The sequence below is a fragment of the Amycolatopsis sp. NPDC039088 genome (genome assembly GCF_055598845.1).
The window spans coordinates 1-25,685 of record NZ_JBVKAE010000067.1 but is presented as its reverse complement, the minus strand read 5'-3'; the positions used below and the strand labels follow the sequence as shown (position 1 = coordinate 25,685).

Annotated in this window: 24 protein-coding genes; 15 read left to right on the top strand and 9 right to left on the bottom strand. The window is 68.5% G+C overall.

The genetic code is table 11. The annotated features are described in order from the left end of the window. Window positions 1-163: 163 nt before the first annotated feature. Window positions 164-703: a helix-turn-helix domain-containing protein gene (locus tag ACZ7KI_RS42060; RefSeq protein WP_470278588.1), complete on the bottom strand. Its 540-nt coding sequence runs from the start codon at window positions 701-703 to the stop codon at window positions 164-166. A 53-nt stretch (window positions 704-756) separates the two neighbouring features. Here ACZ7KI_RS42060 and ACZ7KI_RS42055 point away from each other — a divergent pair, with 53 nt between their 5' ends. After that, complete coding sequence (locus tag ACZ7KI_RS42055; RefSeq protein WP_470278587.1) at window positions 757-2,046, top strand: erythromycin esterase family protein; 1,290 nt, start codon at window positions 757-759, stop codon at window positions 2,044-2,046. Between the two features lie 106 nt (window positions 2,047-2,152). Continuing rightward, window positions 2,153-2,968: a serine hydrolase gene (locus ACZ7KI_RS42050; protein WP_470278586.1), complete on the top strand. Its 816-nt coding sequence runs from the start codon at window positions 2,153-2,155 to the stop codon at window positions 2,966-2,968. An 89-nt stretch (window positions 2,969-3,057) separates the two neighbouring features. Here the strand turns inward: ACZ7KI_RS42050 and ACZ7KI_RS42045 are convergent, their stop codons facing one another. The 3 genes from ACZ7KI_RS42045 to ACZ7KI_RS42035 are packed head-to-tail and all read right to left on the bottom strand — an operon-like array spanning window position 3,058 to window position 5,654. Beyond that, entirely contained in the window at window positions 3,058-3,714 is a 657-nt protein-coding gene (locus ACZ7KI_RS42045) for a winged helix-turn-helix domain-containing protein (protein ID WP_470278585.1), read from the bottom strand. A gap of 18 nt (window positions 3,715-3,732) precedes the next feature. Beyond that, window positions 3,733-4,389, bottom strand: a complete 657-nt coding sequence (locus ACZ7KI_RS42040) for a helix-turn-helix transcriptional regulator (RefSeq protein WP_470278584.1) — start codon at window positions 4,387-4,389, stop codon at window positions 3,733-3,735. Next, the gene (locus ACZ7KI_RS42035; RefSeq protein ID WP_470278589.1) at window positions 4,386-5,654 is read right to left on the bottom strand and encodes an AfsR/SARP family transcriptional regulator; all 1,269 of its coding nucleotides are present in this window, start codon (window positions 5,652-5,654) and stop codon (window positions 4,386-4,388) included. The genes ACZ7KI_RS42040 and ACZ7KI_RS42035 overlap by 4 nt, the downstream gene beginning before the upstream one ends. A 57-nt stretch (window positions 5,655-5,711) precedes the next feature. On the opposite strand from ACZ7KI_RS42035, the gene ACZ7KI_RS42030 reads away from it, so the two are divergent. Genes ACZ7KI_RS42030 through ACZ7KI_RS42020 form a run of 3 tightly spaced genes read left to right on the top strand, consistent with a single transcriptional unit; the run spans window position 5,712 to window position 9,511 of the window. After that, entirely contained in the window at window positions 5,712-6,392 is a 681-nt protein-coding gene (locus ACZ7KI_RS42030; RefSeq protein WP_470278583.1) for a response regulator transcription factor, read from the top strand. Continuing rightward, complete coding sequence (locus tag ACZ7KI_RS42025) at window positions 6,389-7,639, top strand: sensor histidine kinase (protein WP_470278582.1); 1,251 nt, start codon at window positions 6,389-6,391, stop codon at window positions 7,637-7,639. The genes ACZ7KI_RS42030 and ACZ7KI_RS42025 overlap by 4 nt, the downstream gene beginning before the upstream one ends. A 57-nt stretch (window positions 7,640-7,696) precedes the next feature. Then, the gene (locus ACZ7KI_RS42020) at window positions 7,697-9,511 is read left to right on the top strand and encodes a fibronectin type III domain-containing protein (RefSeq protein WP_470278581.1); all 1,815 of its coding nucleotides are present in this window, start codon (window positions 7,697-7,699) and stop codon (window positions 9,509-9,511) included. Here ACZ7KI_RS42020 and ACZ7KI_RS42015 read toward each other — a convergent pair. Next, a complete protein-coding gene (locus ACZ7KI_RS42015; RefSeq protein ID WP_470278580.1) occupies window positions 9,508-10,770 on the bottom strand; it encodes a serine/threonine protein kinase in 1,263 nt (420 codons plus the stop codon). The two genes, ACZ7KI_RS42020 and ACZ7KI_RS42015, sit on opposite strands and share 4 nt — an antisense overlap. Before the next feature lie 158 nt (window positions 10,771-10,928). On the opposite strand from ACZ7KI_RS42015, the gene ACZ7KI_RS42010 reads away from it, so the two are divergent. From ACZ7KI_RS42010 to ACZ7KI_RS41980, 7 genes are all read left to right on the top strand, one after another. Continuing rightward, window positions 10,929-11,753: a hypothetical protein gene (locus ACZ7KI_RS42010; protein WP_470278579.1), complete on the top strand. Its 825-nt coding sequence runs from the start codon at window positions 10,929-10,931 to the stop codon at window positions 11,751-11,753. Between the two features lie 4 nt (window positions 11,754-11,757). After that, entirely contained in the window at window positions 11,758-12,078 is a 321-nt protein-coding gene (locus ACZ7KI_RS42005; protein ID WP_470278578.1) for a hypothetical protein, read from the top strand. Between the two features lie 599 nt (window positions 12,079-12,677). After that, window positions 12,678-14,192: a hypothetical protein gene (locus ACZ7KI_RS42000; protein WP_470278577.1), complete on the top strand. Its 1,515-nt coding sequence runs from the start codon at window positions 12,678-12,680 to the stop codon at window positions 14,190-14,192. Continuing rightward, entirely contained in the window at window positions 14,176-14,691 is a 516-nt protein-coding gene (locus ACZ7KI_RS41995) for a hypothetical protein (RefSeq protein WP_470278576.1), read from the top strand. Before ACZ7KI_RS42000 ends, ACZ7KI_RS41995 begins: the two co-directional genes overlap by 17 nt. Before the next feature lie 391 nt (window positions 14,692-15,082). After that, window positions 15,083-16,042 (top strand): AAA family ATPase, encoded by a 960-nt coding sequence (locus ACZ7KI_RS41990; protein WP_061985196.1) that lies wholly within the window; start codon window positions 15,083-15,085, stop codon window positions 16,040-16,042. Between the two features lie 2 nt (window positions 16,043-16,044). Next, window positions 16,045-17,166 (top strand): DUF58 domain-containing protein, encoded by a 1,122-nt coding sequence (locus ACZ7KI_RS41985; protein WP_470278575.1) that lies wholly within the window; start codon window positions 16,045-16,047, stop codon window positions 17,164-17,166. Further along, the gene (locus ACZ7KI_RS41980; RefSeq protein ID WP_470278574.1) at window positions 17,163-19,295 is read left to right on the top strand and encodes a transglutaminase TgpA family protein; all 2,133 of its coding nucleotides are present in this window, start codon (window positions 17,163-17,165) and stop codon (window positions 19,293-19,295) included. The genes ACZ7KI_RS41985 and ACZ7KI_RS41980 overlap by 4 nt, the downstream gene beginning before the upstream one ends. Window positions 19,296-19,388: 93 nt before the next feature. Here ACZ7KI_RS41980 and ACZ7KI_RS41975 read toward each other — a convergent pair whose 3' ends face one another. From ACZ7KI_RS41975 to ACZ7KI_RS41965, 3 genes are all read right to left on the bottom strand, one after another. Beyond that, on the bottom strand, window positions 19,389-19,901 hold the full coding sequence (locus tag ACZ7KI_RS41975) for a hypothetical protein (protein ID WP_470278573.1): 513 nt from the start codon (window positions 19,899-19,901) through the stop codon (window positions 19,389-19,391). Window positions 19,902-19,995: 94 nt separating this feature from the next. Then, window positions 19,996-21,030: a DUF3152 domain-containing protein gene (locus tag ACZ7KI_RS41970; protein ID WP_470278572.1), complete on the bottom strand. Its 1,035-nt coding sequence runs from the start codon at window positions 21,028-21,030 to the stop codon at window positions 19,996-19,998. After that, on the bottom strand, window positions 21,020-22,018 hold the full coding sequence (locus tag ACZ7KI_RS41965; protein WP_470278571.1) for a polysaccharide deacetylase family protein: 999 nt from the start codon (window positions 22,016-22,018) through the stop codon (window positions 21,020-21,022). The genes ACZ7KI_RS41970 and ACZ7KI_RS41965 overlap by 11 nt, the downstream gene beginning before the upstream one ends. Before the next feature lie 245 nt (window positions 22,019-22,263). On the opposite strand from ACZ7KI_RS41965, the gene ACZ7KI_RS41960 reads away from it, so the two are divergent. Beyond that, on the top strand, window positions 22,264-23,184 hold the full coding sequence (locus ACZ7KI_RS41960) for a hypothetical protein (protein WP_470278570.1): 921 nt from the start codon (window positions 22,264-22,266) through the stop codon (window positions 23,182-23,184). 487 nt (window positions 23,185-23,671) lie between these two features. On the opposite strand, the gene ACZ7KI_RS41955 is transcribed toward ACZ7KI_RS41960, so the two are convergent. Then, window positions 23,672-24,022 carry a WGxxGxxG family protein gene (locus tag ACZ7KI_RS41955; RefSeq protein ID WP_470278569.1) on the bottom strand — a complete coding sequence of 117 codons (351 nt, stop codon included), beginning with the start codon at window positions 24,020-24,022 and terminating at the stop codon, window positions 23,672-23,674. A gap of 278 nt (window positions 24,023-24,300) precedes the next feature. Here ACZ7KI_RS41955 and ACZ7KI_RS41950 point away from each other — a divergent pair, with 278 nt between their 5' ends. Together ACZ7KI_RS41950 and ACZ7KI_RS41945 are read left to right on the top strand one after the other, a co-directional pair. Then, a complete protein-coding gene (locus ACZ7KI_RS41950; protein ID WP_470278568.1) occupies window positions 24,301-24,642 on the top strand; it encodes a hypothetical protein in 342 nt (113 codons plus the stop codon). A gap of 296 nt (window positions 24,643-24,938) precedes the next feature. Beyond that, entirely contained in the window at window positions 24,939-25,292 is a 354-nt protein-coding gene (locus ACZ7KI_RS41945; protein WP_470278567.1) for a hypothetical protein, read from the top strand. Window positions 25,293-25,685 lie beyond the last annotated feature (393 nt).

Below are 25,685 nucleotides of genomic sequence, written 5' to 3'. Positions count from 1 at the left end.
GACCGGGGCGACGACCACCACCCTCGTCCAGGTCAGAAGTAAGTCCGTGAAGGCCTCCTTGAGGGACTCAGAGTCCCTCAAGGAGGCCTTCACGGCCGGACCGCTACCGGCTCACCCGCCCGCAGGTATCTAAAACACCTTTGGTTCTACCCTCAATCACCACTCACGAGTCTCGGGCGTCTCCCGTCGGGAAGAAGATCGCGCTCATCAGGTGCGGCTTCCGTCCCGGCCCCGGCGCGTTCGTCGCCCGTGCCTTGAACACCGCAAAGAGGTCGTCGACGAACGCCGCCAGCTCTTCCGGCGTCAGCCACAACGTCCCCTGCCGGTAGCCGACCGAATCGGCGACGGGATCCGAACCGTCCCGGTCCAGGTAAGCGTTGAACTCCGACAGCAAGGCGGCCATCGCCGCGGCGAAGCCCTGCCGGTGGTCGTCCAGCGTCATCGCCTTGGCGTCTTCGAGGTCGATCCGCGCCTTTTCCGCGCTCAGGCGGTAGTGCCGCTCGACGGCTCCGTGTACCCGCTGCTCGTCGACGACTTCCAGGATCCCCGCCTCGGTCAGCAGGCCGACATGCCGGTACGCGGAGGTCTTGGGGACATCGGGCATCCGCGCGCACAGCTCCGACGTCGTTCGCGTGACGCCGCCGTACATCGCGTTCACGATGCGTAGTCGGACCGGGTGGAGGAGCAGGTCGAGAGTGTTCACCCCGGAACGATCCCACAAGTGGTACCGTTCCCAAAAATGGAAATGGAGACGTTGTGGCCAAACTGACCGCCGACGCGGTGATCCCGCTGGACACGCTCGACCCCACCGCTCCACTGGACGACCTCGACTGGCTCGGCAAGGCGATCGGGGACGCGCGCGTGGTCGCGATCGGTGAGAGTTCGCACTACAACCGCGAATTCGCCCAGCTTCGACACCGCGTCCTGCGGTACCTGGTCGAGAAGCAGGGCTTCCGGGCTTTCGCGTTCGAGTCCGGCTTCGCCGAAAGCCGGCTGGTCGACGACTGGGTCCGCGATGGCGACGGCGAACTCGGCCACGTCCTCGCGAACGGCATGACCTCGCTGACCGGCTTGTGGACGGAGATCCGCGACCAGCTGGAATGGCTGCGCGCGCACCCGGTCGGCTGCTACGGCATCGACCTCGGCGGCTCGAACATGTCGCTGATGCCGGGGCTGGACGCGGTCTTCGCCTACCTCGCGGAAGCCGACCCGGACTTCGAACCCGACCCGGTCATCCGAGAGACGGCGAGTGTCTTCGCGGCGGTGTCACCCTTTTCGGTTCCCGCGGCGGTCGGCGAATACGGAAAGCTCCCCGCCGAGACGAAGGACGCCTTGACCGTGCGGCTCGCCGGACTCATGACGCGCCTGTCGGCACGCCGGCTGGACTATTCCGCTGCCACAGGCGCCGAGGCTTACGAACGCGCTTTCGTCGCACTCAAGGCCGTCATCACTCTCGAAGCCGTCGTCCGCGCGATGACCGCCGGTGACATGCACACGGCACTGGAGGCCCGCGACGCCACGATCGCCGATACCGTCGAATGGATCCTTCGCTCCGAAGACCGGATCGTGCTGGGCGCGCACAACGGCCACGTCCAGCGGTGGCGCGGAACCATGCCAGGCGTCCCGCCCACGGTGCCGATGGGCCTGTTCCTCGCCGACCGGCTTGGCGCGGACTACCTCGCCATCGGCACCACGTCGGGCAGCGGCAAGACCTTGGGCAACGGCCCGGAGTTCTACGCGGGCGAGTTCTTCACCGCACTCGAAGCGCCTCGACCGGAGAGTCTCGACGGCGTATTGGCCGCGAGCCACGACGGACTTTTCGCGACCGACCTCCGCAGACTGTCCTCAGTGGACAGGGAGACCGTCCGAGCGGTCACCGAGCAGCGGATGGGGTCGTTCTACTCCGGAGTCGACGCGCTCGAGGCTTTCGACATCCTCGTGCACGTACCGCTGGTTTCCCCTGCCGAACCGGACCGGGACGCGCTGACGCACGCGCCACAGGAGGTTCAGGAGATGTTCGCGAAGTGGATCGCCCTTCTCCCATGAGCAGGCGACTGTGACCGCCGTCACTGTTCTGCGGGTTGTCGCAACCTCCGCCGATCATGAACGCCTTCAAGCTCAGGAAGAACCGATACCGGATTCTGGGGAGCACATGAAAAGACTTTTCGCCGTCCTGACCGCGATTCTGGCGGTATTCGCGTTGACACCCGCCGCGCCCGCCGGTGCGACGACCGGCTTCGACCGGGAACTCCAGGCACGGATCGCGAAGGCCCAGGCCTATGCCAACAGCAGGCCCGGTGAGACCGGGATCGTCCTCCGGGACCGCTGGACCGGCGCCGTCTACCGCAGCGCGGCGGCCGGGACCCTCATCTGGGCCTGTTCCACCCCGAAGCTGGCGATGGTCGTCGACCTGTTGCTGCGCAACGACTCCGGGGCCGTCAAGCTGACCGCCGAAGACCGCGACCTCATGCACCGGATGCTCAACTCCAGTGACGACGCCGCCGCGCACACCCTGTGGACGCGGTACGGCGGGGAGGCCGAATTCGCCAAGCGCTTCCCGTCCTACGGGATGACCGACATGCGGTTCACCGACCAGCACCCGCACCACTGGGGCTGGATCCTGACCACCGCGAACGACCTCGACCGGCTGATCAACTACGTCCTGACCAAGCTGCCCCGTCAGCACCGCGACTACATCGTCCACGAAATGCGCAACGTCGACGTCAACCAGCAGTGGGGCGTCTGGGGCGCAGGCACCGCGGCGCGCCCTGGCAACAAGGACGGCTGGTCCGACGACAACGACGACGGCTCCTGGATCATGAACTCCGTCGGCTTCGTCGGCCCGCACGAGCGCTACACCCTCGCTCTGATGAACAACACCAAGGTCATCCAGAACGGCTACGAAACCGGCCAGGAGACCACCACCAAGATCAGCGAAATCCTGTTCAAGGGATATTTCAAGGGCTGACCCGTGCGGCGGCGTCGGGCCTGAGGAAATCTCCCCGGGCCCGACGCGGTCCCTTTCCCCCGCCGACGACGCCCGCCACCTCCGTCACCTCACCCGCGCAGGACATACCCGACGCCGCGCACGGTGTGGAGCACCGGCGGCTTGCCGAGCTTGTTCCGCAGCTGCGCGATGAGTACTTCGAGCGCGTTGGGCGACGGGGGCACCAACTCGTCCCAGCCCGCGTCGGTCAGCTCGCGGCGCCGGACGGGCTCGCCCGCCGCGACCACCAGCCGCTGCAGGACCGCGAACTCCGTGCGGGTCAACGTCAACGTGACACCACCGCGGCGCGCCTCGTGCCTGCCGGTGTCCAGTTCGAGGTCGAGGAATCTCAGCACCGGGGCGGGCCCGGAGTCGCCACGGCGGCACAGACTGCGCACTCGCGCGATCAATTCGGCCATCGCGAAGGGTTTGACCAGGTAGTCGTCGGCCAAGGCCAGTCCGGCGATCCGGTCGGCGACCGTGTCACGCGCGGTCAGGAACAGCACCGGGACATCCCAGCCGTCCCGGCGGCGTTCGCCGACGTAGCCGAGGGAATCCCCGGACGGCAGCATCCGGTCGAACACGGCGCAGTCGTAGGCGTTGACACTCAACGCTTCGTCGGCGTCGGGGAGGTCCTTGGCGACGTCGACGGCGAATCCGGAACCGCGAAGTGAAGCCTCGACGGCTAACCGGAGATCCTCGTCGTCCTCGGTGACCAGTACGCGCACCCGTTGACCGTAGCGTGATCACCCGGCGAGCTCGATCAGCCAGCCGCGGTCCGCGGCCTTCGCGCCTGCCTGGAAACGGCTGCGCGCGCTGAGCCGGTTCATCAGGTCGGACACCATCCTCCGCACGGTCCGCACGGAGATGCCCAGCCGGGCCGCGGCGGATTCGTCGGTGTAGCCGTCCACGAGCAGTGCCAGCAGGTCCAGCTCCCGACCGGTCGGCCCGGATCCGGTGGGCGGCGTTCCGGCGAGCCACAGTCGTTCGAACAGCTCGGCCACGGCCTTGACCACGCTGGGCAGCCGGAACACGGCGAGCTCGCCGCATTCGTCACCCGGCAGCAGCGCGAGCGTGCCGTCGACGACGAGCGCGGCCATCGGCACGGCGGCCACGGTGCGGATTTCGGCGCCGTGGGCCGCGAACGTGTCCAGCCGCCTGGCGACCTCCGGGATGATCCTCGCCTCGATCGGAGCGAGTACCCGGTAACCCACGCCGCGCCGCAGGTTGTCGCGGTCGGCGTCACGGAACGCGCGCAGCGGTCCGGCGGTGCCGGTCATCGCCGCCACGACGAGCACCTCACGGGTCGCCGCCGAAAGCGTCGCGTCGATGTCCGCCTGTGGTGTACAACCGCACGACGGGGAAAAGTGCGACCGATCGAGTCCATAGTGGATGGTCGTCATGCCACCCGCTCCAGCTGTCCGGACGGCACCCGCCTGGGTTCCAGGCAGACGGTCATGGCCCCGGCGAGCGAGAACTCCCGCCCGCGCGTCGTGACGATGGCGGCACTGCGGCCGGTCGCGGGCAGCAGTGCCGCGACCTGGTCGCGGGTCTCGGCGTCGTCGAAGACCAGCAGCACCCGCCGCCCGGCGAGCTCCGAGCGCCACAGCGCGGCGCGTTCGTCCACATCGGACGGGATCAGCGCGGGCGGAAGCCCGAGACCGCGCAACAGCCGCTCCAGCACGGCCGCGGTGTCCAGTGGCCGGGTCCCGCCATGCAGATCGACGAAGAACTGGCCGTCGGGAAAGCGTTCGCTGATCCGATGCGCCGCCGCCACCGCGAGCGCCGTCTTCCCCACCCCTGCCGCGCCGGAAACGACGACCGCGGGCGCGCAGCCGGTCAGTGCCCGGCCCAGTGCCACGAGTTCCCGGTCCCGGCCGATCAGCGGCTCGACGGCCCGCGGCAGCTCCCGCCGCGGCCGGTCCGGTGCCCCGGAGCCGTGCACCGCCTGGAACGCCTTCATCAGCTCGGGTCCCGGGCGCACCCCCAGTTCGGCGGCCAGCAGCCGCCGCGCCCGGTGGAACGTGGCCAGCGCCTGCGCCGGGCGGCCCAGCACGTGCTGGGCCCGCATCAGGCGCGCCCAGACGTCCTCGCGCAGCGGATCGTCCACGGTCAGCGCCTGCAGTGTGGCCACCGCGTCGGCCGTCCGCTCGAGCCCGAGCTGGGCCTCGGCGAGCGACTCCCGCAACTGCCGGTGCAACTCGTCGAGCCGCTCGACAGCGTCGTCTGCGAGGACGTCCAACCCCTCGAAAGGCCGCCCACGCCACAGCCGCAAAGCCTGCTCCACCAGCGTCAACGCGGTTTCCGGCGCCCCCGCGGCCAGTGCCTGCGCGGCATCGTCGGCAAGCGCCTCGGCACAGTCCGCGTCCAGCTCACCGGGGGCGACGTGCAGCCGATAGGCCCCCGCCCGACCCTCGATGCGGGGGCCGTCGTGTTCCGGCAGCAGACGGCGCAGCTGCCACATGTACGTCTTCAAGTTCGCTTCGGCCGAAGCCGGCGCGGCCTGTTCCTGCCAGGTGTTCTCGATCAGCCGATCCACCGCGACCCACGCGTTAGGCTGCACCAGGAGCGCGGCCAGCACCGTGGCGGGTTTCCCGCCGGGCGGCCGCCCCGTGACGCCGTCGCGGCCACGCACCTCGAGTGGCCCCAGGACCTGGAAGAGCACCATGCTCACACCCCTCTCCCTCGTGTCCTCCTACGATCGCGCCATGTACCTGAGGTTCCGATGACAGCGGAGTCAGCTGCGCGCGTGCTGGTCGTGGAAGACGACGAAGACCTCCGGGTGGCGATCACCGCCGAGCTGAACGGGAGCGGCCTGCGCGTCCGCGAGGCCGGTGATCTGGCACAGGCCGACGCCGAGCTGGCCGCGGGCGGGTTCGCCTGCGTGGTGTTCGACCGGATGCTGCCCGACGGCGATTCGATCGGTTACGTCCACCGCCGTCGCCAGGAAGGCTGGGCGGTCCCCGTGCTGTTCCTGACCGCGCGTGACAGCCTCGCGGACCGGGTCGCCGGATTCGAGCACGGCGGTGACGACTATCTGGTGAAACCGTTCGCGGTGGCCGAGATGAGCGCCCGTGTCCACGCGCTCTTCCGCCGCGCGGGCGCCGGACGGCCGTCGGTGCTGCGCCACGAGGACCTCGAAATGGACTGTGCCCGGCGGCAGGTGCACCGCGGCGGCGCCCTGCTCACCTTGAGCGACAAGGAGTTCGCGGTGCTGGAGTACCTGCTTTCCCGGCTGGATCAGGCCATCGGGCGCGACGAGCTGATCGAACACTGCTGGGACATGAGCACCGACCCGATGTCCAATGTGGTCGACGTGGTGATCCGGCGCCTGCGGGTGAAGCTCGGCGCGCCCGAGCTCATCCACACCGTCCGCGGTCGCGGCTACCGGATCGCGGGCCGGTGAACGGCTCCGCGGCCGATCGCCTCCGGCGCCTGCGGTGGCTGCTCACCTGGCTGTTCACCGGGCTGAACGCCGCCGGGCTGGTGGTGCTCGCCTGGCTCGCCGTGAGCGCCGACCTGCAGCAGCGCGAAGTCCAGCTGGACAGCGAACTCGCCCGCGTCACCGCACCGGTCAAACGGCTGATCACGGGCGAGGGCGACACCGTCACCACCGCCTACGTCGGCCAGGACGAAGTGAACCGGCAATGCCCGCAGTTCGTGATCCTGCCCAGCGGCGCGGGCGGGTTCCCGCCGTACGCGAGCGGCCGGACCTGCGTGCCGATCGATGCCTCGCGGTTACAGGCCTTCGCCGACCTGTCGGTGCGGAACGGGGCCGTGCTCAACGGCTACAGCAGCGGAACCGCGGGCGAGATGGTCCGCGTCGGCGTCGAACCCTTCCGCAACCGCAACAACCAGGAGTCGGGCGCCATCGTGGCGGTTGCCGACGCGCGGGACGCCCTCGCCGCGCACGAACAACTGAAACTGCTGGTCATCGGCGGATGCGTGCTGCTGCTGGGCGCCATCGGCGTGACCGGGCACGTGCTGTCCGGACGCGCGATCCGGCCCGCGACCGCCGCACTCCAGCAACAGGAGGTCCTGCTCGCCGAGACCGCGCACGACCTGCGCACGCCGGTCGCGGCGCTGCGCGCGCTGGCCGAAGCGGCGCTGCGCAACCCCGCCGAAAGCGACGAACTGCTGCCACGGACCGTCCGGCTCGCCGGCCGGATGGGCGGCATCATCGACGGCCTGCTCGTGCGCGCGCGGCTCGCGGCCGGAGTCGAATCGCTGGCCGTGCAGCCCGTGCGGCTGGATCAGCTCGTCGCGAGCGTCGTGGCGGAGACGCCGTCCGAGGGCGCTCAGGTGACGCTGGTCGCGGCGCCGTCGACGGTCTCCGCCGACCCGACGCTGGTCCAGCGCGCGGTGGCGAACCTGCTCGACAACGCGCTGCGCTACGGACGTCGTCCCGGCTACGAGGCCATCGTGCACGTCACCGTCGCCGGCGGTCAGGTGACCGTGGCCGACAGCGGGCCGGGGATCGACTCGTCGGTCGCGGAGGAGACGTTCGACCGGTTCACCAGCGGCGGCGGGTCGAGCGGGCTCGGCCTGTCGATCGTGCGATGGGTCGCGCTCGCGCACGGCGGCAGGCTGCGCGTCTACAACGCCGAAGAGGGCGGCGCGATCTTCGAATTGAAGCTGCCCGAAGCGTCCTGACCGGCGAAATGTATCCGAGCGGCTCCATTCTGTACCTGGTTCTTCTATGATCAGGCGGTGCCGGAGAGGGGATTCAAGCGGCGTATGCCGCTCATCGTGCTGTCGGCCACCTGCCTGGCGCTCGTGATCGCCGTCGCCACTGGTGCGGTGAAGCCGGTCCCCGGCCTTGGCCTCACCCAGCCCGGGCATTGGGTCGCCAACCCCGCTCTCGGCCTGGTCTTCTTCGTCAACGGAGCCAACCGGAGCGTCGATGCCCAGGCCGCCGTGCCAGGTCTCGAACCCGGCTCCGACGTGGTCCAGGGCGACACGAGCGCGTACGTGATCGGCCAGCGGCGGATCATCGAGTTCGGCAAATCCGATCTCACCGTGAGCCGCACGGTGGACCAGCCGGTGACCGGTGAGCGGCCGGTCCTGCTCGAAACCGCGGGTGGCCCCTACCTCGTCTTCCGCGAGGCGGGGCGGGTCGTCCGGCTCGGCGACGCGTTCGCGTCGATCGACACGGGCGGCTCCCTCGGCGATCCGGTGGCCACCTCGGACGGCACGGTCTGGCTGCAGCGCACCGGCGACGGGATGCTGTGCCGTCTGTCGAAGGGCGCCGACGCCGTCGGCTGCCCGGTCCAGGCCGTCCGCGGGCATTCCGGTGCGCTGACCGTCGTCGGCGACACCCCGGCGTTCGTCGACACCACGGCGAGCACCCTGCAGGCCGTCACCGACACCGGACTCGGCAAGCCGCTGCCGCTGAAGGCTTCGTTCAGCCCCGCCGCACAGATCGCCTCGGCCGACGCGGCCGGACGGATCGCGGTCCTCGAGCCGGGCACGCGCAAGCTGTACCTTCTCGACGCCAGTGGCCTGAGCGCCGGGCGCGATCCCGGCCCACCCAAGACGATCGACCTGTCCGACGGCCAGTACTCGCGGCCGACCGCTTCGGCCTCGGCCGTCGTCCTGCTCGACCTGACCCGCAACACCGCGCTCACCTACTCCCCGGACGGTCTGCCGCGGCACACGATGCCGATCCCGCCGGACAACGGATCGCCGAAGCTCTCGCGCGGCGAGGACAAACGGGTCTACATCGAAGGCGCGCAAGGGAACCACGTCCTGGTGGTCGATCAGGAGGGCACGGTCGCGAAGGTCGCGGTGACCGCCGACAAACCGCCGGTCCCGCTGTCCACGCCGCCGCCGTCCTCGAAGATCCAGCTGCCCCCGCAACGAGGCAACGGCGACGAGCGGCCGAAATCGTCGCCGCAGTCGAAACCGCAGCCGCCTCCGACGTCCGCCAAGGCGCTGGCGGCGAGCCCGCCCGCCATTCCCGGCGGCCTCCGCGCCACCTTGGCGGGCGCGACGGCGAACGTCACCTGGGGCGAGGCGGCGGCGAACGGCGCGGCGGTGACGGGATATCGCGTGGCGTGGACGCCGTCGTCCGGAGCCGGCGCGGGTTCGGCCACGCTCGGCGGTGACGCGCGGTCGACGTCGATCCCGAATCTGCGCGAAGGCGTGACCTACACGATCGCGGTCGCGGCGGAGAGCCGCGCGGGGCGAGGCGCCCCGGCCACGGCGAGGGTCTCCCGGCCCGCGCCGCCGAAACCGACGATCACCATCAGCCGCGGCAAGACCGGCACCTTCGACGAGACGTGCGAGGCGCCGGCGTGCGCCAAGATCCACGTGGTGATGAAGAACTTCAAGCCCGGCACCCGCGTCCTGGTCCGGCCATGGTCGAGCGATCCGGACTACGACAACGAGGGTCGCACCTGCGAAATCCCGGCCAGCGGTAACTGCACCTTCGAGGCGTTCGACTTCGGACAGGTCGGTAACCAGGTGTGGGTGGAAACCGACACCGGAGTGAAGTCCAACGTCATCACCTGGAAGTCGGGCTAGCGGACGCAGCGGGCGCCGCGGATGCCCTTGCTCTCGCTTTCGTAGGAGTGCACGATGTCGGTCGCCTGTACGACGAAGCAGTACTGCTTACCGGGCTGGACATCGACCCGGTAAGTCGTGCCGCTCTCGACGTAGTGAGTCTTGCGCGGCAGGTCCACGCCCGCGACGATGACGGCGTAGTGCAGCGCGGATCCGGTGCTGCGCCACGAAAGTTCGACATAGTTGCCGTGGTCGGCCGGATCGGCGAGGTCGAGTCGCACGGGGTCGGCGGTCGTGCTGGGCGCGCTGGTCACCGGTAGAGCGCTCGCGGGCGGCACGTTCAGCTCGCTCGGCCGGTTCCGCAGCACGAAAACCGCTGCAGCGGCGAGGAGCACGGCCCCGGCCGCGACGCCCACGATCAGCCGGGTTTTCCCCTTGCGGTGGGATTTCGCGTGCTCCGGACCGTAGTCCAGGATCGGCGCGCCGAGAGGGCGCGGGGTGGCCGCGACGCCGGGGGTCGCGCCGAGCCGGGTGGCGACCAGGGTGGCGTCGATGGGACGGGCGCCGGGGTCGCGCGCCAGCAGTGAGGTCACGAGCGGACCGAGACCCGCCGGGAGGCCGGGCCGGTCGATCGGCGGCACCGGCCCGCTGAGCACGCGCAGCGTCAGCTCGTCCGCGGTCTCGCCCGGCTCTTCCCGCGCCGGGGAACGGCCGGTGAGCGCGAAATACAGCAGCGCACCGAGGCCGTAGAGGTCGGTGCGTTCGTCGCGGATGCCTTCGGTGATCGTTTCCGGCGCGAGGAAGCCCACCGCGGAATCCCCGGGGAACGACTGGCGCAGCGCGAGCCCGAAGTCCGCCAGCACCGGCGCGCCTGACGCGCGGAAGAGGACGTTGCCGGGCGTCATCCCACCGTGGACGACGCCGGCCTGATGCGCCGCGGCCAACGTCGTCGCGAGGGCTTCGCCGAGGGAAAGCACATCCTGGACGGAAAGCGGCCCGAAGGCCCCGACGAGTTCGGCCAGCGATTGCGTGCAGAGTTCCATCCGGACGCCGAACCGGCCGTCGGGCAGGTCTTTCGCTTCGGTGGGGATGAGGACCGTGCCGAGCTCGCTCAAGGAGTTCAGCGCGGAGAGTTCCTTGTCCAGCTCACCGCGGGTGCGACGGTCGACGCGGCCGGGGTACACCTTGAGCGCGAAGGCCTCGCCGGTCGTCTCGTCCATTCCGGCCAGCACGGTGGCGGCCGGCCCCTCGCCCAGTGGCACCAGCTCGTCGTCTTCCATCATTCCCAGTCTGTCATCCGCGGTACATCGACGGCGAGTATGTCCGGTAATTGCCGCCTCCGCCGATGTACCGCGGATGTATCCGCCATGGACCCCCGCGGGCCACTCTTGCCGCCACGGCGGTGGTTTCTCCACGCCCCATGACCAAGGAGGCGAACATGAAGCGGAATCTGCGGCGCGCGGCCGTCTACGGAGTGGCCGGGCTGGCGACCGCCGCGCTCGGCGCGACGACGGCGAACGCTTTGGTGGACAGCACGGACGACAGCGCTGCCCCGGCGCCCGCACAGGCCCCGGCCCCGGCACCCGCACCCGCTCCGGCGCACGCGCCCGGGGCCGCACCGGTCGCTCCGAAGCCGGTGAACGTCTTGCCGAAGGCGCCCACGGCGGCCGCACAGCAGGCGGCGCCCAAACCCGCGCGCCACGTCAAACCCGCGGCCGCCCATCGCGCCGCCGTCCCGGTCGCGTTGTCGAAGCCGCAGGTGAAGAAGGTGCGGCAGGCACCGGAGCAGAAGCGGTTCGTGGTGCAGGCGGCGGCCAAGGCGCCGACGGTGTCCCCGCCGACGGTGTCTCCGTTGCGGCTGGCGATCGCTCCGGCCACCCCCAAACTGGACACCGCGATCAAGGCCGTCGACGACGCGCGCAAGACCGTCAAGAGCGCCGAAAAGACGTTGCGTGACGCTAAGAAGCGGCTCGCGCAGTCCGAAAAGGACTTGAAGAACCTGCGCGACTCGATGAAGCCGACGTCGGGCAAGAAGCCCAGCCACGACCACCACGGCGCGCACGACCGGTTCAAGAAGGCCGACCTCCCCGACGATCTGGCGAAGCGACTGGCGGCCCTTCGCTCGGAAGGCAAGACGATTTCGAAGACCACGCACAAGTCGGGCAACACGGTCACGAAGACGGCGAACTCGTCGGGCAACGGCGCGTCCTCGTGGTCCAGCGCGACTTCGACCAACGGCACCGTCTCCGCCAACGCCTGGTGACGCCATGACCGCCACACTGGAACCCACCCGGTACATCGTGATCCCACAGGAGGTCTGGGAGCGCGAAGACGCGCCGCCACCTCCTGTCGACGAGTTCGAGCCCGGCCCGGAAGACGAAGCGGAATACCTCGCTTGCGAGCCCGAACCGTTGAGCCTGGGCGCATACACCGGCCTCGGCGGCGCCACGGGCTCGCTGGCCTTCGGCATCGCGGCCGGTGTATTGGTGGCGTCGCCGATGGGCCTGGTGGTCGGTGTGGCGGCGGGCGTCTTCGGCGGCCTGATGGGCCACTCGCTGGCCGAAGAAATCTACGACCGAAAGCACTGAGCTGAAGTCGTGAATGACGTCGTTCAGGCCGCAGGGGGTCCTGAACGGCGAGTGTCCACAAGCGACGCCTTTCTGAACGTATACGCTCTACTTGGACAGTTTGCATGATTTCGCGAGGTGGTCGTGAGTGATAAAGAGCGTTCTAATGCTCTTTATCACTCACGACCCAAACGTCACTTCGCCGTCAACTTCACAGTCCGCCGTCGAATCACCTGCTCAACGTCGAGCCCGCTAACCGCGATTTCGGTGTCTCAGAGAAATGAACCGGCCATATCCGGTGTCATGCAAAAAGCGCAGAACCCCGGCATGAAGATGATCATTGTCGAGATCACCTCATGCCGGGGTTCTGCGCTGAATGGGTATCCCCTGTGTCGTCGCGCAGGATTCCGATCCTTCATGACCCTGCCCTTGGACCATTGTTGTATCGGCGATGTACCGCTCGCTTCTAACCTCGCCACAAGTGTCGATCTGACCTGTGGAGGTGCTCTGTGCGAGATACCAGGGTAAAGGTGGGAAAGGCGGCTCTCTGCGCCCTTTCCGGGGGTTTTATCAGCGTCGCTTTCGGAATCATGAGCGCGCCGTCAGCACAAGCCGGAGCCATGGCTCCCGTGCAGGCGGACGGCGGTGGTTCGGCGCCCTCACCCGCGAAAGCGAACGCGGCCGGGGGCAAGCAGGCCGCCGTGACAGCCCGGTCGAAATCGACGACGGAGCGGCAGGCGGCACCGCAGAACAAGAAGGACGAGGCGCGGGGCGGCGGCTCGCCGACGGCGGGAGGCAAGCAGTTCGCCGTCGTCGCGGCGGACAAGAAGAAGAGCAACGATTCCGCGAAAGGAAACTCCGAAAACGGTAACGCGAAGTCGAGCGAGGAACGGACTGGGGTTTCGCGTGGCGTGAATGGTGGCGGGGATCCGGCTGCGTGGAAGGCGGGGGGCAAGCAGTTCGCAGTGACCGCAGCAGAGAAGGCGCGAAAGAAGAAGGAGTCGAAGGGTGATGATTCTGGGTCGAGTGAGCGGACTGGGGTTTCGCGTGGCGTGAATGGTGGCGGGGATCCGGCTGCGTGGAAGGCGGGAGGTAAGCAGTTCGCAGTGACCGCAGCAGAGAAGGCGCGAAAGAAGAAGGAATCAAAGAGCGCCGATCCCGACGGGAGTGGAATCGACCGCATTCGTGAATTGCTGGCTGCCAGTCCGCAGAACAAGTTCCCGCTGTATGGTCCGGGCGGGGAGGGCACGCATAGAGCTGAAGTGGTCAAGGAGCCGGAAAAGCAGGAAGAGTTGTATCACCAAGTGCTGAATGTCGCTGGCTGGGCGGGTCCGGTGAGCATCGTGGCCGATTCGGCGAACGCGCTCCTCTACGCGAACGAAGGTCGCGGTGATGACGCGATCGCGTCCATGCCGGTGGTCGGGCGAGTGGGGAAGATTCTGAAGGCCGCGGAAAGTGCGGGGAGGGCCGAGCAGGAGAAGTCCAAGCCGCTCGAGCCGGGCTCGGTCCGGTACACGCACCCTGTCGGCACCAAAGACCTTCCGCTGAACCCCAATGAGATCGACGCGTTGGCCGAGAAAGAGCGTGACGGCAGGCTCGCGCCCGAGGATCCTGTCTACGTCCGGGGCACGAAGTATCCGGTGAACCCGACCAAGGAACAGTTCGAGAAGATTGTCGACGACTGGGTGCAGATCCGTCCCGCGCCGGCCAAATTTCCGGCCGCGGTGTGGCGCAGGATCCAGCAAGGAAATGTCTTCAACGAGGTCCGAAGGCCAGTCTACGCCAAACATGAGGTTCGCACGGATAGAGGTAAATACATCGACTCCTATGAACCTGAAAAGAAGGTCGTGGAACGTAAGTACACCCAGCTCGCTTCCATTAATCCGGAGACCGCTTTCGCTTATCTTGAAGGAACCAAGCTAAAGTATGTACCCGGACAGGACAAGGTCTCGGATACTCCCCGCAATCGTCAAAATCAGCCGGAGCTGATCGGGAAGACGATCAAGGGTGAGGTTATACTGGAGGTACCGAAGCAGGACAGGCCGATCCCGCAGGAAATCGTGGACAAGGCGAACCAACTGGACATCAACATCTGCGACGTGGAAGACAGGTGCACTCGTGCTCACCCCAACTGACCAGGTCACCTACTGGGAACGCTGGGACTCCGTCCAGCGCGGGCCAGTGGGACTGCTCGACGTCACGACCGCCCAGGAACGTGACGCGGCCGGTCGCTCCTTCACGGTTGTGCTCGGTCCGCAGCGGCACCCACGCGCGATCATCGAAATGGACCGCGCCGCGGGAAGTGCCGTGGTGTGGTTCTTCGACGAAGACGGCCGCCGCTACCTGAGCTACGAGTTCACCCCGGTGAGCGACACCACGATGTTCATGGTGGCCGTGAAGTTCTGGGAGTACCCGGGCGGGGCGGTGGACGAGTTCGACTCCGCGATCTCCAGCCAGTTCGTCGAGTACCAGCGGAACGGGGTGATTCGGCAGGTGGCCCGTGACTTCATCGCGGGAGAAGAGACGGTCACCGACATCTCCGATGTACCGCTCGACATCAACTGGGAGAAGATCCCCGCGTTCGGCGACTGGGCTTCGATCGCCCGTGAGGATCGGGAAATCCCGCAGGCCTGAGCATGCGTTCGAAAGCCTCGTTGACCGTGGATGTGGAACATTGAGAGCCTTGAGGGCTCTCAATGTTCCATTCCGCGTAACGGCGCGTGGCGTTGGCGATCGTTTTCATGGTCATGTCGTGCGGCCGTGTTCGTGGCGGACTGCGCTTTTGTCGCGGCCCAACGGACCTGGCGGGTCATCGCAGATGACAGATACTCAAAGTCATCAACGGTTACTCGTGCGGAAGGCTCAGTGGCACCCGGCGCGCCGGAGTCCGCCGGACGCCGCGTCCAGGATGTTCGCGCTGTTCGGATGTACTGCGGAAAGACCGTTCCTGTACCTGGCCGATTACGCTGAGCGGGTGGCATGATGAGCCGAACGGTCCAGCGGGATCGACTTCGCAGGGGGCAAAGTGAGCAAGTCCAAGGCCGGGGAGGCCTTCGAACTGATCGCGGCGAACATCCAGGGGGTGATCCGCGGCAAGCCGGAGGTCGTCCGGCTTGCCGTGGCCGCGCTCTTCGCCGAGGGGCATCTCCTCATCGAGGACGTTCCCGGCCTCGGCAAGACAACGCTGGCCCGCTGCCTCGCCCGCAGTATCGGCGGCAGCTGGAGCCGGATCCAGTTCACCCCGGACCTGCTTCCCGGTGACATCACCGGCGTCACCGTCTATCACCAGAAGGACGAGCGGTTCGCGTTCCACCCCGGCGGTGTCTTCTCCAATATCGTCGTCGCCGACGAAATCAACCGTGGCACCCCGAAGACGCAGTCCGCGCTGCTCGAGGTGATGGCCGAGCGGCGGGTCACGGTCGACGCCGTCGGGCATGAGGTGCCGAGGCCGTTCCTCGTCATCGCCACCCAGAACCCGATCGAGATGGAGGGCACCTACCGGCTGCCCGAGGCCCAGCTCGACCGGTTCCTGATGCGGCTTTCGGTCGGTTACCCGGATCTTCAGTCCGAAGTCATGGTGATCATGGGCGACTGTGCCGGGGTCTCCGCCGACGACCTGCCCGCCGTGGTCGACATCCCGATGTTGCTGGACGCCATCGCCGAAGTCCGCGCCGGTCATCTCGACCAGGCTGTCTGCGAGTACGCGGCCCGGATCGCCGCGGCCACCCGGGTGCACTCCGCCGTGCGATTCGGCGCGAGTCCGCGCGGCAGCATCGCGCTCGTCCGGGCCGCGCAAGCGATCGCCGCGACCGGGGGCCGCCAGTTCGTCACCCCCGACGACATCAAGGAAGTCGCCGTCCCGGTTCTCGCGCACCGGCTCGTGCTCACCGCGGAGGCCGAACTCAACCAGCGCGGTCCCGCGGACATCGTGGCCGAGGTGCTCGCGGCCGTCCCGGCGCCGGCGATGAATCACGCGGGCCGCTGACCATGCGGCTGACCGCCCGCGGAGTGGTCCTGCTCGTGGTGTCTGTACTGCTGCTCGCGGTCGCCGAATGGGCAGGCTACCCACTGTTCCGTGTCATGGGTGCCGTCGGGCTCGCCGCGGTGGTGGCCGCGGTCGTCGTCACCGCACGCGGTCTGCGCGTCGATGTCTCCCGCGAGATATATCCGGACCGCGTCGAACGCGGGCGCCCGGCGCTCGCGAAGTTGACGGTCCGCAACGTCGCCGGGCGTCGCCAGCGCGGGTTCGACGCGTGGGACAAGGCTGGCGTCGCCGTCCAGACCGTCCGCGTCCGGTCGCTCGCCCAAGACGCCGAAGCCACCTACCGCTACGAACTGCCGACCGGCCGCCGGGGCAGGCTCCCGGTCGGGCCGCTGACGCTGCACCGGGTGGACCCGTTCGGCCTGGCGAGGAACCGGCTTTCCGCGGGCGAGACCGCGGAACTCTGGGTGCATCCGCGCCGGTATCCCGCCCGCGCCCTGATCGGTGGCTACCCGCGCCATCACCACGAAGGCAGGACGACCGACTCGCTGCGCGGCTCCCTCGACCTCCGCGACGTCCGTGAGTACCAGCCAGGCGACGAAGTCCGGCACCTGCATTGGAAGGCCACCGCGCGGACCGGCCGGATGATGGTCCGCGACTACGCCGATCCGCAGCAGCCGCGATTCACACTTCTGCTCGACACCCGCCGAGCGTCCTTCACACCCGAGGTCTTCGAAGAAGCCGTCGACCTCGCCGCGTCGCTGCTGCACGCGTCCGCGATGGCCGGACATCACACCCGGCTCGTCGGTTCCGGCGGTCTCGACCTCACCACCGCCGGCGGCCCGCTCGGTTCCCGGCTTCTGCTCGACGAGCTGTGCCAGATCGGCCAGGACACGGGGGAAACGCTCGTGACGCGCGAGCTGGCTGCCGCACGTGACCAGGGCGGCTGTCTGATGGCCGTCACCACCGGCACGCTCGACGGGCTGAGCGCTCTGCGGCCGCGCTATTCCTCGCTGTTCCTCGTCGACTTCGCCGCGGCCGAGCCGATCGTCGTTCCCGGCGTCCGCGTGCTCAACGCCGCCGACGCCGCGCACGCGGTCCGCAGATGGAACGAGGTGGTGGGATGAACCGCGCCACCATCGCGTTGATCCTGCTGGCCGCCGCGGTCGCGGGCCTGTTCTTCGCCCCGGTGTTCGGCGTGACGGCGTTGCTCGCCCCCATCGGCGTCCCGCTGATACTGGCCTTCGGCGTCACCGAGCTGTGCGCGCGCTGGACATCCCTGGCGCCGTGGCGGGCGATGGCGCTGCTGGCCGTGGGTCTTGCCGGTGTCGTCGAGACCGTGCTCTATTCGACGACGGCCGCCGGTTTTCCCACCGGCGCGACGTTTTCCGCGCTCGCGGACGGCGTCACCGAATCGTGGCGGCTCGCGCTGCAGTCGACCTGGCCGGCGCGACCGGAGCCGTCCACCCTGCTGTTCGTCCCGCTGCTGGTGCTGCTGGCCGGTGTGCTCGGTGTCGAGCTGCTCCGGCTGAGGCGGCCGATCCTGGCACTTCTTCCGAGCTTCGCCGTCGTGGTGGCGAGCCAGCTTTTCCAGGCGATGTCCGGGTTCACGGCCCTGTTCGGCGGCCTCGGGTACGCGGCTGTCGCGGGCGGGGTGTTCGTCCTGATGCCGCAAGCGGACGTGGAAGGTCACCGCCGGAAAACACCCATGCTGGCGTTGGCCGTACCCGCCTTCGTGCTCGGCGTCGCGGGGGCGCTCGTCGCGAACCTGCTCGTGCCCGCGCCCGGGCCGGCGTACTCGCTGAAACAGGATCAGGTCGCCGAACTCGACGCGCGGGTCGCGAACCCGCTGGACGATCTGGCCTACCGGCTGGAACATCCGGACACGCCGGTGTTCTCCTTCCGCGGCGACGCCGACACCGACCGCTGGCCACTGGTCGCTTTCGACGACTTCGACGGCGTCAACTGGAGCCCCGGCGGCCGATACCGACGGCTCGGCACCGAACTGACGCCCGGTCCGGCGGTGGCCGTGCCCACGCACCGGCGATCGGCGACGGTCACCACGAGCGGCCTGACCGGGCCGTGGCTGCCCAGCCAGACGTGGCCCGCGGCGGTCGACGGCATCGCTCCGCTGGTCGAGGAAGCACAGGGCACGCTCTGGTTACCGCGCCCTGCCGTCGGCCCGCAGCAGTACTCCCTGAGCTGGTGGTCACCGGAGATCAACCCGGCGGATCTGCTCGACGCGGCGCTCGACTCGTCCGCTCCCGGCGGTCTCGCGGGCATCGGCGACGTGCCGCCGGAGGTCGGCCGGCTCGCGCGGGAAGCCGTCGGCGGGCTGCGACCCAGTTTCCGGATCGCGCTCGCGCTGGAACGGTTCCTACGCGAGCACTATCGGCTGGCGACGGGAGCCGACCTGCCGAGCGGGCACAGCTGGCCACAACTTCGGAAATTCCTCTTCGAGACCAAACTGGGCACGAGCGAGCAGTTCGCGAGCGCGTACGTCGCCCTCGCGCGGACACTCGCCATCCCGGCCCGGCTGGTGGTCGGTTTCCGGACGCCGGACAAGCCGGATGCCAACGGCGGATACACCGTCCGCAACGGCGATGTCGTGGCCTGGCCGGAGGTCGCCGTCTCCGGCGTCGGCTGGGTGGCGCTGGATCCGACGGGCGAGACACGCGCCACGACAGGCGGCGCGAAAAGCCTCGCGGCGGTGACCGCGCAGGCGCGAACACAGCTGCCGCCGTCCGAGCAGCTACAGGATCGGCCGCTGCCCGGCGGCGATTCCGGATCCGGCGACGGCGGCACCGGAGACGGCGGCTGGACGTTCCCCTTCGGTCCGGTCCTGATCGCGCTCGCGGCGCTGATGGTGGCGTGGTTCGCCGGGATCCCACTGGCCAAGGGCGCACGCGCGTGGCGGCGACGACGTCAGCCGGGCATCGGCGCGGTGCTCGGTGCCTGCCGGGAGGCCAAGGACCGGCTACGCGAGCACCGCGTCCCGTGTACCGCAGGCATGACGGTCCGCGACCTGGCGGCGGCCGCTCACGGCACCGTCGATCAGTCCACAGTGGATGGACTGCGCCTGTTGGCGTCCACAGTGGACGTCGCACTGTGGTCGGGTGTCGGCACCGGCCCGCATTCGGGCCCGCAGGCGTGGGCGGCGGTACGGGAAGTCCGGCGCGGCTTGGCCAAGCGCGGCCTGCGCGCGCGGCTCCGCGCCGCCGTGAACCCGCGCACGCTGTTGCCCGGCGACTCCTGAACGGTATCCGGAGGCCGATGGGAGAGGGGCGCATGAGCACGGCGGGGCATGGCCGACAAGATCGCTTCGTGACGGCTGGCCCGACACCGCTTCTCAGGCCCGGTAGGGCCCTTGGCTCCCGAGGTCAGGGCTCACCTGCGGGTGACGCCCCTCCTGCCCGGGAACCGGGGTGACGGACGGCTGCCAGACCGCGTCGGTCGGTGTCTGCTTGCTCCTGACTTCGGACTCCGGGCCCGGCGATGTCCCGGGCCGTTCGATCTCTCGCTCGTGGAAATGAGCCTCGACGACGTCGTCCTGTCGCTGGCGGGCGAGTACGGACAGGGTGAGTACGTGGGCCAGGGCCATCAGCAACAGGAAGACACCCAGCCTGCCCACCAGCGCGGCCATGGAGCCCGACCATTCGGGGCCCACGACCGAGAGCAGGGCCAGCACGCCGATGGAGACCAGGTGGAAGACGGTCACCACCATCCAGGCCGTCGAACCGCTGCCCTCTCCGCCGTCTCGTCCCCGCAGGTAGCGGCGGGCGCCGCGGTAGAGGATCTGGCCGTCCGCGACGACGAAGATCAGACCGATGATCAGAAATCCGGGTAGCTCGTTGTCGGGCATCTTCTTCTCCTCCGTTTACCCTCGGATACCCGGTGGCCGAGGGATGCGGGGTCCTCGGGCCGTCTCTTACCGGATCGGGTGACCGCGCCCGGGCTCAACTCCCCGCGGTGACCCAGGGGTTGGGGCGGCAGACCGCGCCGTCCGCTCGGACCTTGGCCGCCGCCCCCGGCTCCGCGCGGTTGAGTTCCGCGACGTAGTCATTGGACAGCCCGAACGTCTGCTGCATCATCACCGGTGCCGCCGCTCCGTCCGCGGGACAGCCGACATGTCCGTAGCCGAGGGCGTGGCCGGCCTCGTGATTGATCGCGTACCGGTGATACCCCGGAAGGTCACCCTGGAACGAGTGCGCGCCACGCATCCATCGGGCGTGGTTGACGACGATCCTTCGATCGCTGACGAGGTAGCACGACGAGTCGTAGGGAATCTCGAACCCGCAGAGGTCGGGGCGACGACTCGTGCCGGCACTGGTGAGGCTGACCCGGAACGAGGGTGGGGGATCCTCGCTGTCGATCCGCTGGAACGCCACTTCACCGAGCCCGATCCAGCCGCGAGGATCCGCGAAGATCGTCTCGACCTCCTGGGGGAACGAGGAGAGCTCGAGACCATTCTCGATTTCGACCGTGTAGGTCACTCGCTTCGCACCGGTGCCCTCCACGGAACCGCTCGCACCGGGGATGACACGCCATGTCCCCGCTCCGGATGAAGCGAAGGGGGCACCTTCCGGCAGCGCGGCGGGTTCAGGCGCTCGCACGGCCGGCTCGACCGCCGCCGAGGAGGGCGGAGGCTTCGGAGGAGCGGGCTCCGGCGCGACTCGGGTCTCGATGGCGAAGGGTGCCAGGAACAGAGCCATGGTCAGCATCAGCGCCACGAAGATGACGATCAGCGGCCACCACGTTCGGTCGGTCTCCGAAGCCTTCCTCGTCGTGCGGGGCGCGGACTGCTTCGGAGTCCGAGCCGCCTCTTCGACGATGGTCCCGTGTCCCCGCGCGGGCAGCCGGTGTTTGTGCGGGGACGCGACTGGTGGCCTGCTCGCCCCGGACGCGGAGGTCGAAAACGAGTGAGAGCGCGGCTGCGGCAGCCAGTCGATGCGGCGACCGTCGCGGCGCACGTGCGCGGGCTCAGTAGGCAAGGCTCACCCCCGCGCAAGCGGTCGCCGGCTCGGCGCCGGACAGCGGGTACGACACGGTGGCCGGATCCCCGTCCGAGGTGTAGCGGCGCCCGGACGGGGATCCGAGCTCATCGAGCCAGTGTGCCGAGCCGTACTCGGCTTCCGGCCCGGAACCTTGCGACCGGATCCGAGGGATCGCGGCCGGTTCGAACGTGCGCGAGCAAGGAGAAGGCGCGGGCCCGGCCCCTACGAGCAACGCGCCCCGGTAGGAATAGCCCGGTCCTCGCAGCGCCAGTTCTTCGCGCCGGGGTTGAGCGCCATAAGGCAGAGCGAGCGTGCTGGGCTGGTAGCCAGGGAGCGCCTGCCTGATCAACGCGTCCCCATCGGCGATCGCGGTGGTCGCCGCCTTTTCCGTGGCACGGCGCAGATTCGTGTGCTTGGCCGTGTGATTGCCGATCTCGAAGTGATGCTCGGACAGCCAGCGCAGGGCGCGCCCATCGCCACCGAACGGACGCTCGTTGACGTACATGCTGGCGACCGGGCGGAATCGAGGATGTGCCGCCGCGACGTCCAAGAGGATCCGCACGGCCGTCCCCGCCGCGGGCTGCCCGTCCGGCGCGAGGGCGAACACACTCGGGTCACCGTCATCGAAGGTCAGCACGACAGGGTGCGTACCGGCGGGCAGGTCCAGGTTCCGGCTCACCAGATCGGCGGTGGTGACGGGAACGTAGTTCTCGGCGGCGAGCCGTTCCAGCTCCGCGGCGAACTCGGCGGGCGTGCGGTCGTAGACCGATCGCGGCTTCGCGACGATCCGGTGGTACATCAGGACCGGTATCCGGCCCAGCTCGTCAGCGGCCACCTGACGCGCGAACGCGGGTGTCACGCGTGCGGGTGCGACAGCCAGTTCCGGCCCCGGCACCGGCGGTGCCGGGGCCACTGGCCCGGGAGCCCCGCAAGCCGCCACGAGGACGAGCGCAAGCCCTGCGCTGAGCCGGAGAAAGGAAGGCATGCGGAAAGTGTGCGGCCGTGGCAAAGCATGGACAGCCGGATCCACCGAGTCGGGTGAGCGCGAATTTTGTTGCCTTCGCTGGAGAATCAACATATCCGCAGCTCGGGGCGGAGCGGCCGAAATCATCACCGGCACGATGAGGTGATCGTCCGGAACCGGGTTTGCCCGAAGATCAACGAGGGTATTTCCCAGCCCTGGTCCCGAAAACGGATCAGTCGCCGTGAGCACACCACCAGGGAGACCGGATGCCCAACCACAGCCGTCGTTTCGTCCTCACCGTCGGCCTGGCGGGGCTTGCCGCGAGCGCGTGCGGCGGCTCTCCGCAGAATCCAGGGCTCGCCGTCCGGGCGATGACGCCCGCCCCGGCGGAACCGGCGGTCGCCGCGCCGCCCGTCGACCCACTCGCGACGAATCTGCTCGTCGGCTTCTGCGGCGCACCCGGCTCGAAGGCGCTCGGCCGGATGACCGGCGATCTCACGGCCGCGAGCGCCGAACTCCGGAAGCGGATCAAGACCTTTCCTCCCGCGCGGCCGATCACCCCGGTCGTCGAGTTGATCGCCACGACCGTGCACCGTTCCCCCGGCGCGGACGGGATGTACCGCAGTCGTTGCGCGGACAAGACCATCCGGGAATATCTCGATGCCGCACGCGCGCTCAACGGCTTGCTGCTGCTGGACATCCAGCCGGGGCGCGCCGACTTCCTGCCCGAAGTGCGGGCCTACGAGCACTGGCTGAAGGAACCCGACGTCGGGGTCGCGCTCGACCCCGAGTGGGCGGTCGAGCCAGGGGCGATCCCGGGGAAGAAGTTCGGTCGCACCACCGGAAGCGAACTCGACGAGGTCGCCGCCTACCTCGGTGAATTGGCGCAGCGGCACCGGCTTCCCGCCAAGGTCATGATCTACCACCAGGTGACGTCGTCGGTGGTGCGCGACGAAGAGCTCCTGCGCCCGCACCCCGGGGTGTCGGTGGTGAAGGTGGTCGACGGAATCGGCTCGGGCTCGGCCAAGAAGGCGACTTGGACGACGCTCATGCCGAGCAAGCCCGCCCACGTGCGTCCCGGCTTCAAACTCTTCTTCGACGAGGACACTCGCCGCGGTGCGGCGTTGATGACCCCGGAGGAAGTCCTCGCACTGACGCCGACGCCGGCTTACGTGCTCTACGAATAAGCCCATTCGGAAAGTCGTAGTCGAGAGCGCTGCGACCAATGTTTTCCGCGATCACTCTGCTTTGACAGTTCATATTCCGTAGCAAGACGGTTTTCGCCGAGGGCACGCTACGTCACCCTCGGCTTCCCCTGTGCTCGCTCTTCGGTGTCTCAGCGGCGGCGATCTCACCGTCGGTCGACCAACGCCCGGCTCATTGCCCTCCATGTTCTCACCCGATCGTGTCGTTTACGTCTCGGGCCATGCGGGTAACCACTGCGTTTTTGCCTGCGCGGAAATACACTCATAGGGAGTCATACGCCGGGGTTCACTTCTCCTGCGACGGGTGCGCCATTAATCTGGGCGACGGTCGAAACGAACGGCCCCCAAGACATCAAGCACCCCACAGCAGGCGCGTATCGCGTCGAGCGAGCGAGCGTCCGGTACGGGTCGCACCGGACGCTCGCCGAAGGAGACGAGACCTGGAATCTTTCAGCCCTTGGACAGGCGGTCAGACGCCAGGCGGATGACGCCGCGGCTCGGCCGGCGGGTACGTGTTCATCGGCGGCGCTTCAGAGCCGGCGTCCGGATACCCGTCCATCGCACCGGTTTTCGGGCCGCGTCGGACAAGCCCGGCCAGGCCGAGCAGACCGACCAGGCCGAACAACCCCCACAACCCGTTGTCGCCGCCGGTATCCGGACGCACGTCGCGCGAGTCTCCGTCCCGATCGTCGTCGACCTGCTGCAGAACGGGTGGCATGAACGACGGTGCTGCCGTCGCCGAAGCCGTCGCCCCTCCGGTCAGGAGGAGGGCGGCGGACGCCACACACGCACAGGTCGATATTTGTAATACCCGCTTCATTTCGCACCTTCTTGACATTCCGTGACAGCTGACCGATCAGCTACGGAATACCCCCGATGATCGAGTCGACACGCTCCTTCACAGGAACGTGTGACCATTCTTCACCCGACCCCCGGGTTTCGCCTGAAACCTGCCTTCACTAGTATGGCGATCGGTTCAAACAAGAGCCGTGGAAGTACGGGCCGTGTCTGCGAGTCCTCCACCGGCCGTCCTTCCTTGTTCGCGTACTCGCGCCCACCAGTGAACAACATGGCCCGCGCCCGTGGGCTGGGGGAAAATTGAACGACTGCCACCTTGTCGCGCCCTTGGGCGCGGCCTTTACGCCACGCCTGATCTGCACCGCCGGAGACCGCCTCATTCATCCGGCGGACAGTCAGAACGACCTCGCCCGCATCGTCGTCCGCTGGGCCCGCACCTGGGTTCCCGAGACCTGGCCCGCCCGGCGCTACTTCGCGTCACTGGGCATCGGCGATGACGAAAACCCTTGCTATACCGACAAGGATGTCGCCGGCTGGCTGCTGCTGAGACCGAGACCGGACTCGTTGGCCTGGCGCGTACGTTCGGGAGAGATCGACGTCGCGACGGCCCTCACGGTGGAAGCCGAAGCCTGGCCCGGCTGAGACCGGCGACAAAGCAGCCCTGTGCGCGTCACCCTTATGGCGCAACAGGGCTACTTGTCGTGTCCGGATTTCTTACCCCGCCTACTTCCTTGGCCTGAAATACGGAGCACAGCCATCGCGAAAAGGCCGGTAACCCATTCGGACCACGGATTACGCGGTCAGCGGTCTGCGACCCCCACACGATGGTGGAACGAGATGGAAAACGGGACCGGACGTCAGTACGTTTCCTCCCACCGGGCGGAAACACACCTTTACTGCCGCCTCGTGCGACGCAATCGTCGAATCAAGGAGAATTCATGTTGAAGAAAATCGGTTTCGTCGCGGCCACCATGGCCGCCGGAGCGATCCTGAGCGGCGGCATCGCGTCCGCCGACACCCCGGACGACCACTACTTCGACAGCTACGACCACAACGGCCAGGTCGGCTTGGTCAACCTGAACAACATCGACGCGCTGCACAACGTGAACGGCACGCTGGGTCTGTGCGGCAACGACGTGAACGTGCTCGGTGTCCAGGTCCCGATTCGTGACTCGCTCAACGGTATCGGTGTCCCGATCCTGTCGCCGGGCTCGCACGAGGCCAGCGGCGAGTCCCCCTACAACTGCGCCGCCGGTGGCATCACCGACGGTGGCACGGCCCAGGGCAACTGATCCTCCCTGCCGAGGCGGACCGTGGTGGTGCGCGGAAACCGACCTCGGCATGGGTCCGGCGATTCGCGTCGATGTCGTAAGGCGTGCCCGGTCGCGGTGAAGAGATGCACACTCCGCTCCGTATCCGGGCACGTGACGACGTGATGCGACGTCGGCACGAGTGGGGCCGGTCCGTCCCGCCCAGGAGTAGGCCCGGCCCCACTCAGCGTGAAACGCACGACAATCATCGTCCTGAGTACGGCGAGCCGATCGCCGTACCGGATCTTTCTTCCTCCCCGCCACCCGGCGGGGATCTCTGAGGAGTCTTTTCAGTGATCAAGCAGCTCGGATTCGTCGCTACCGCTCTGGCCGCCGGCATGGCGATCGCGGGCGGGTCCGCTTCCGCGGCCGGTG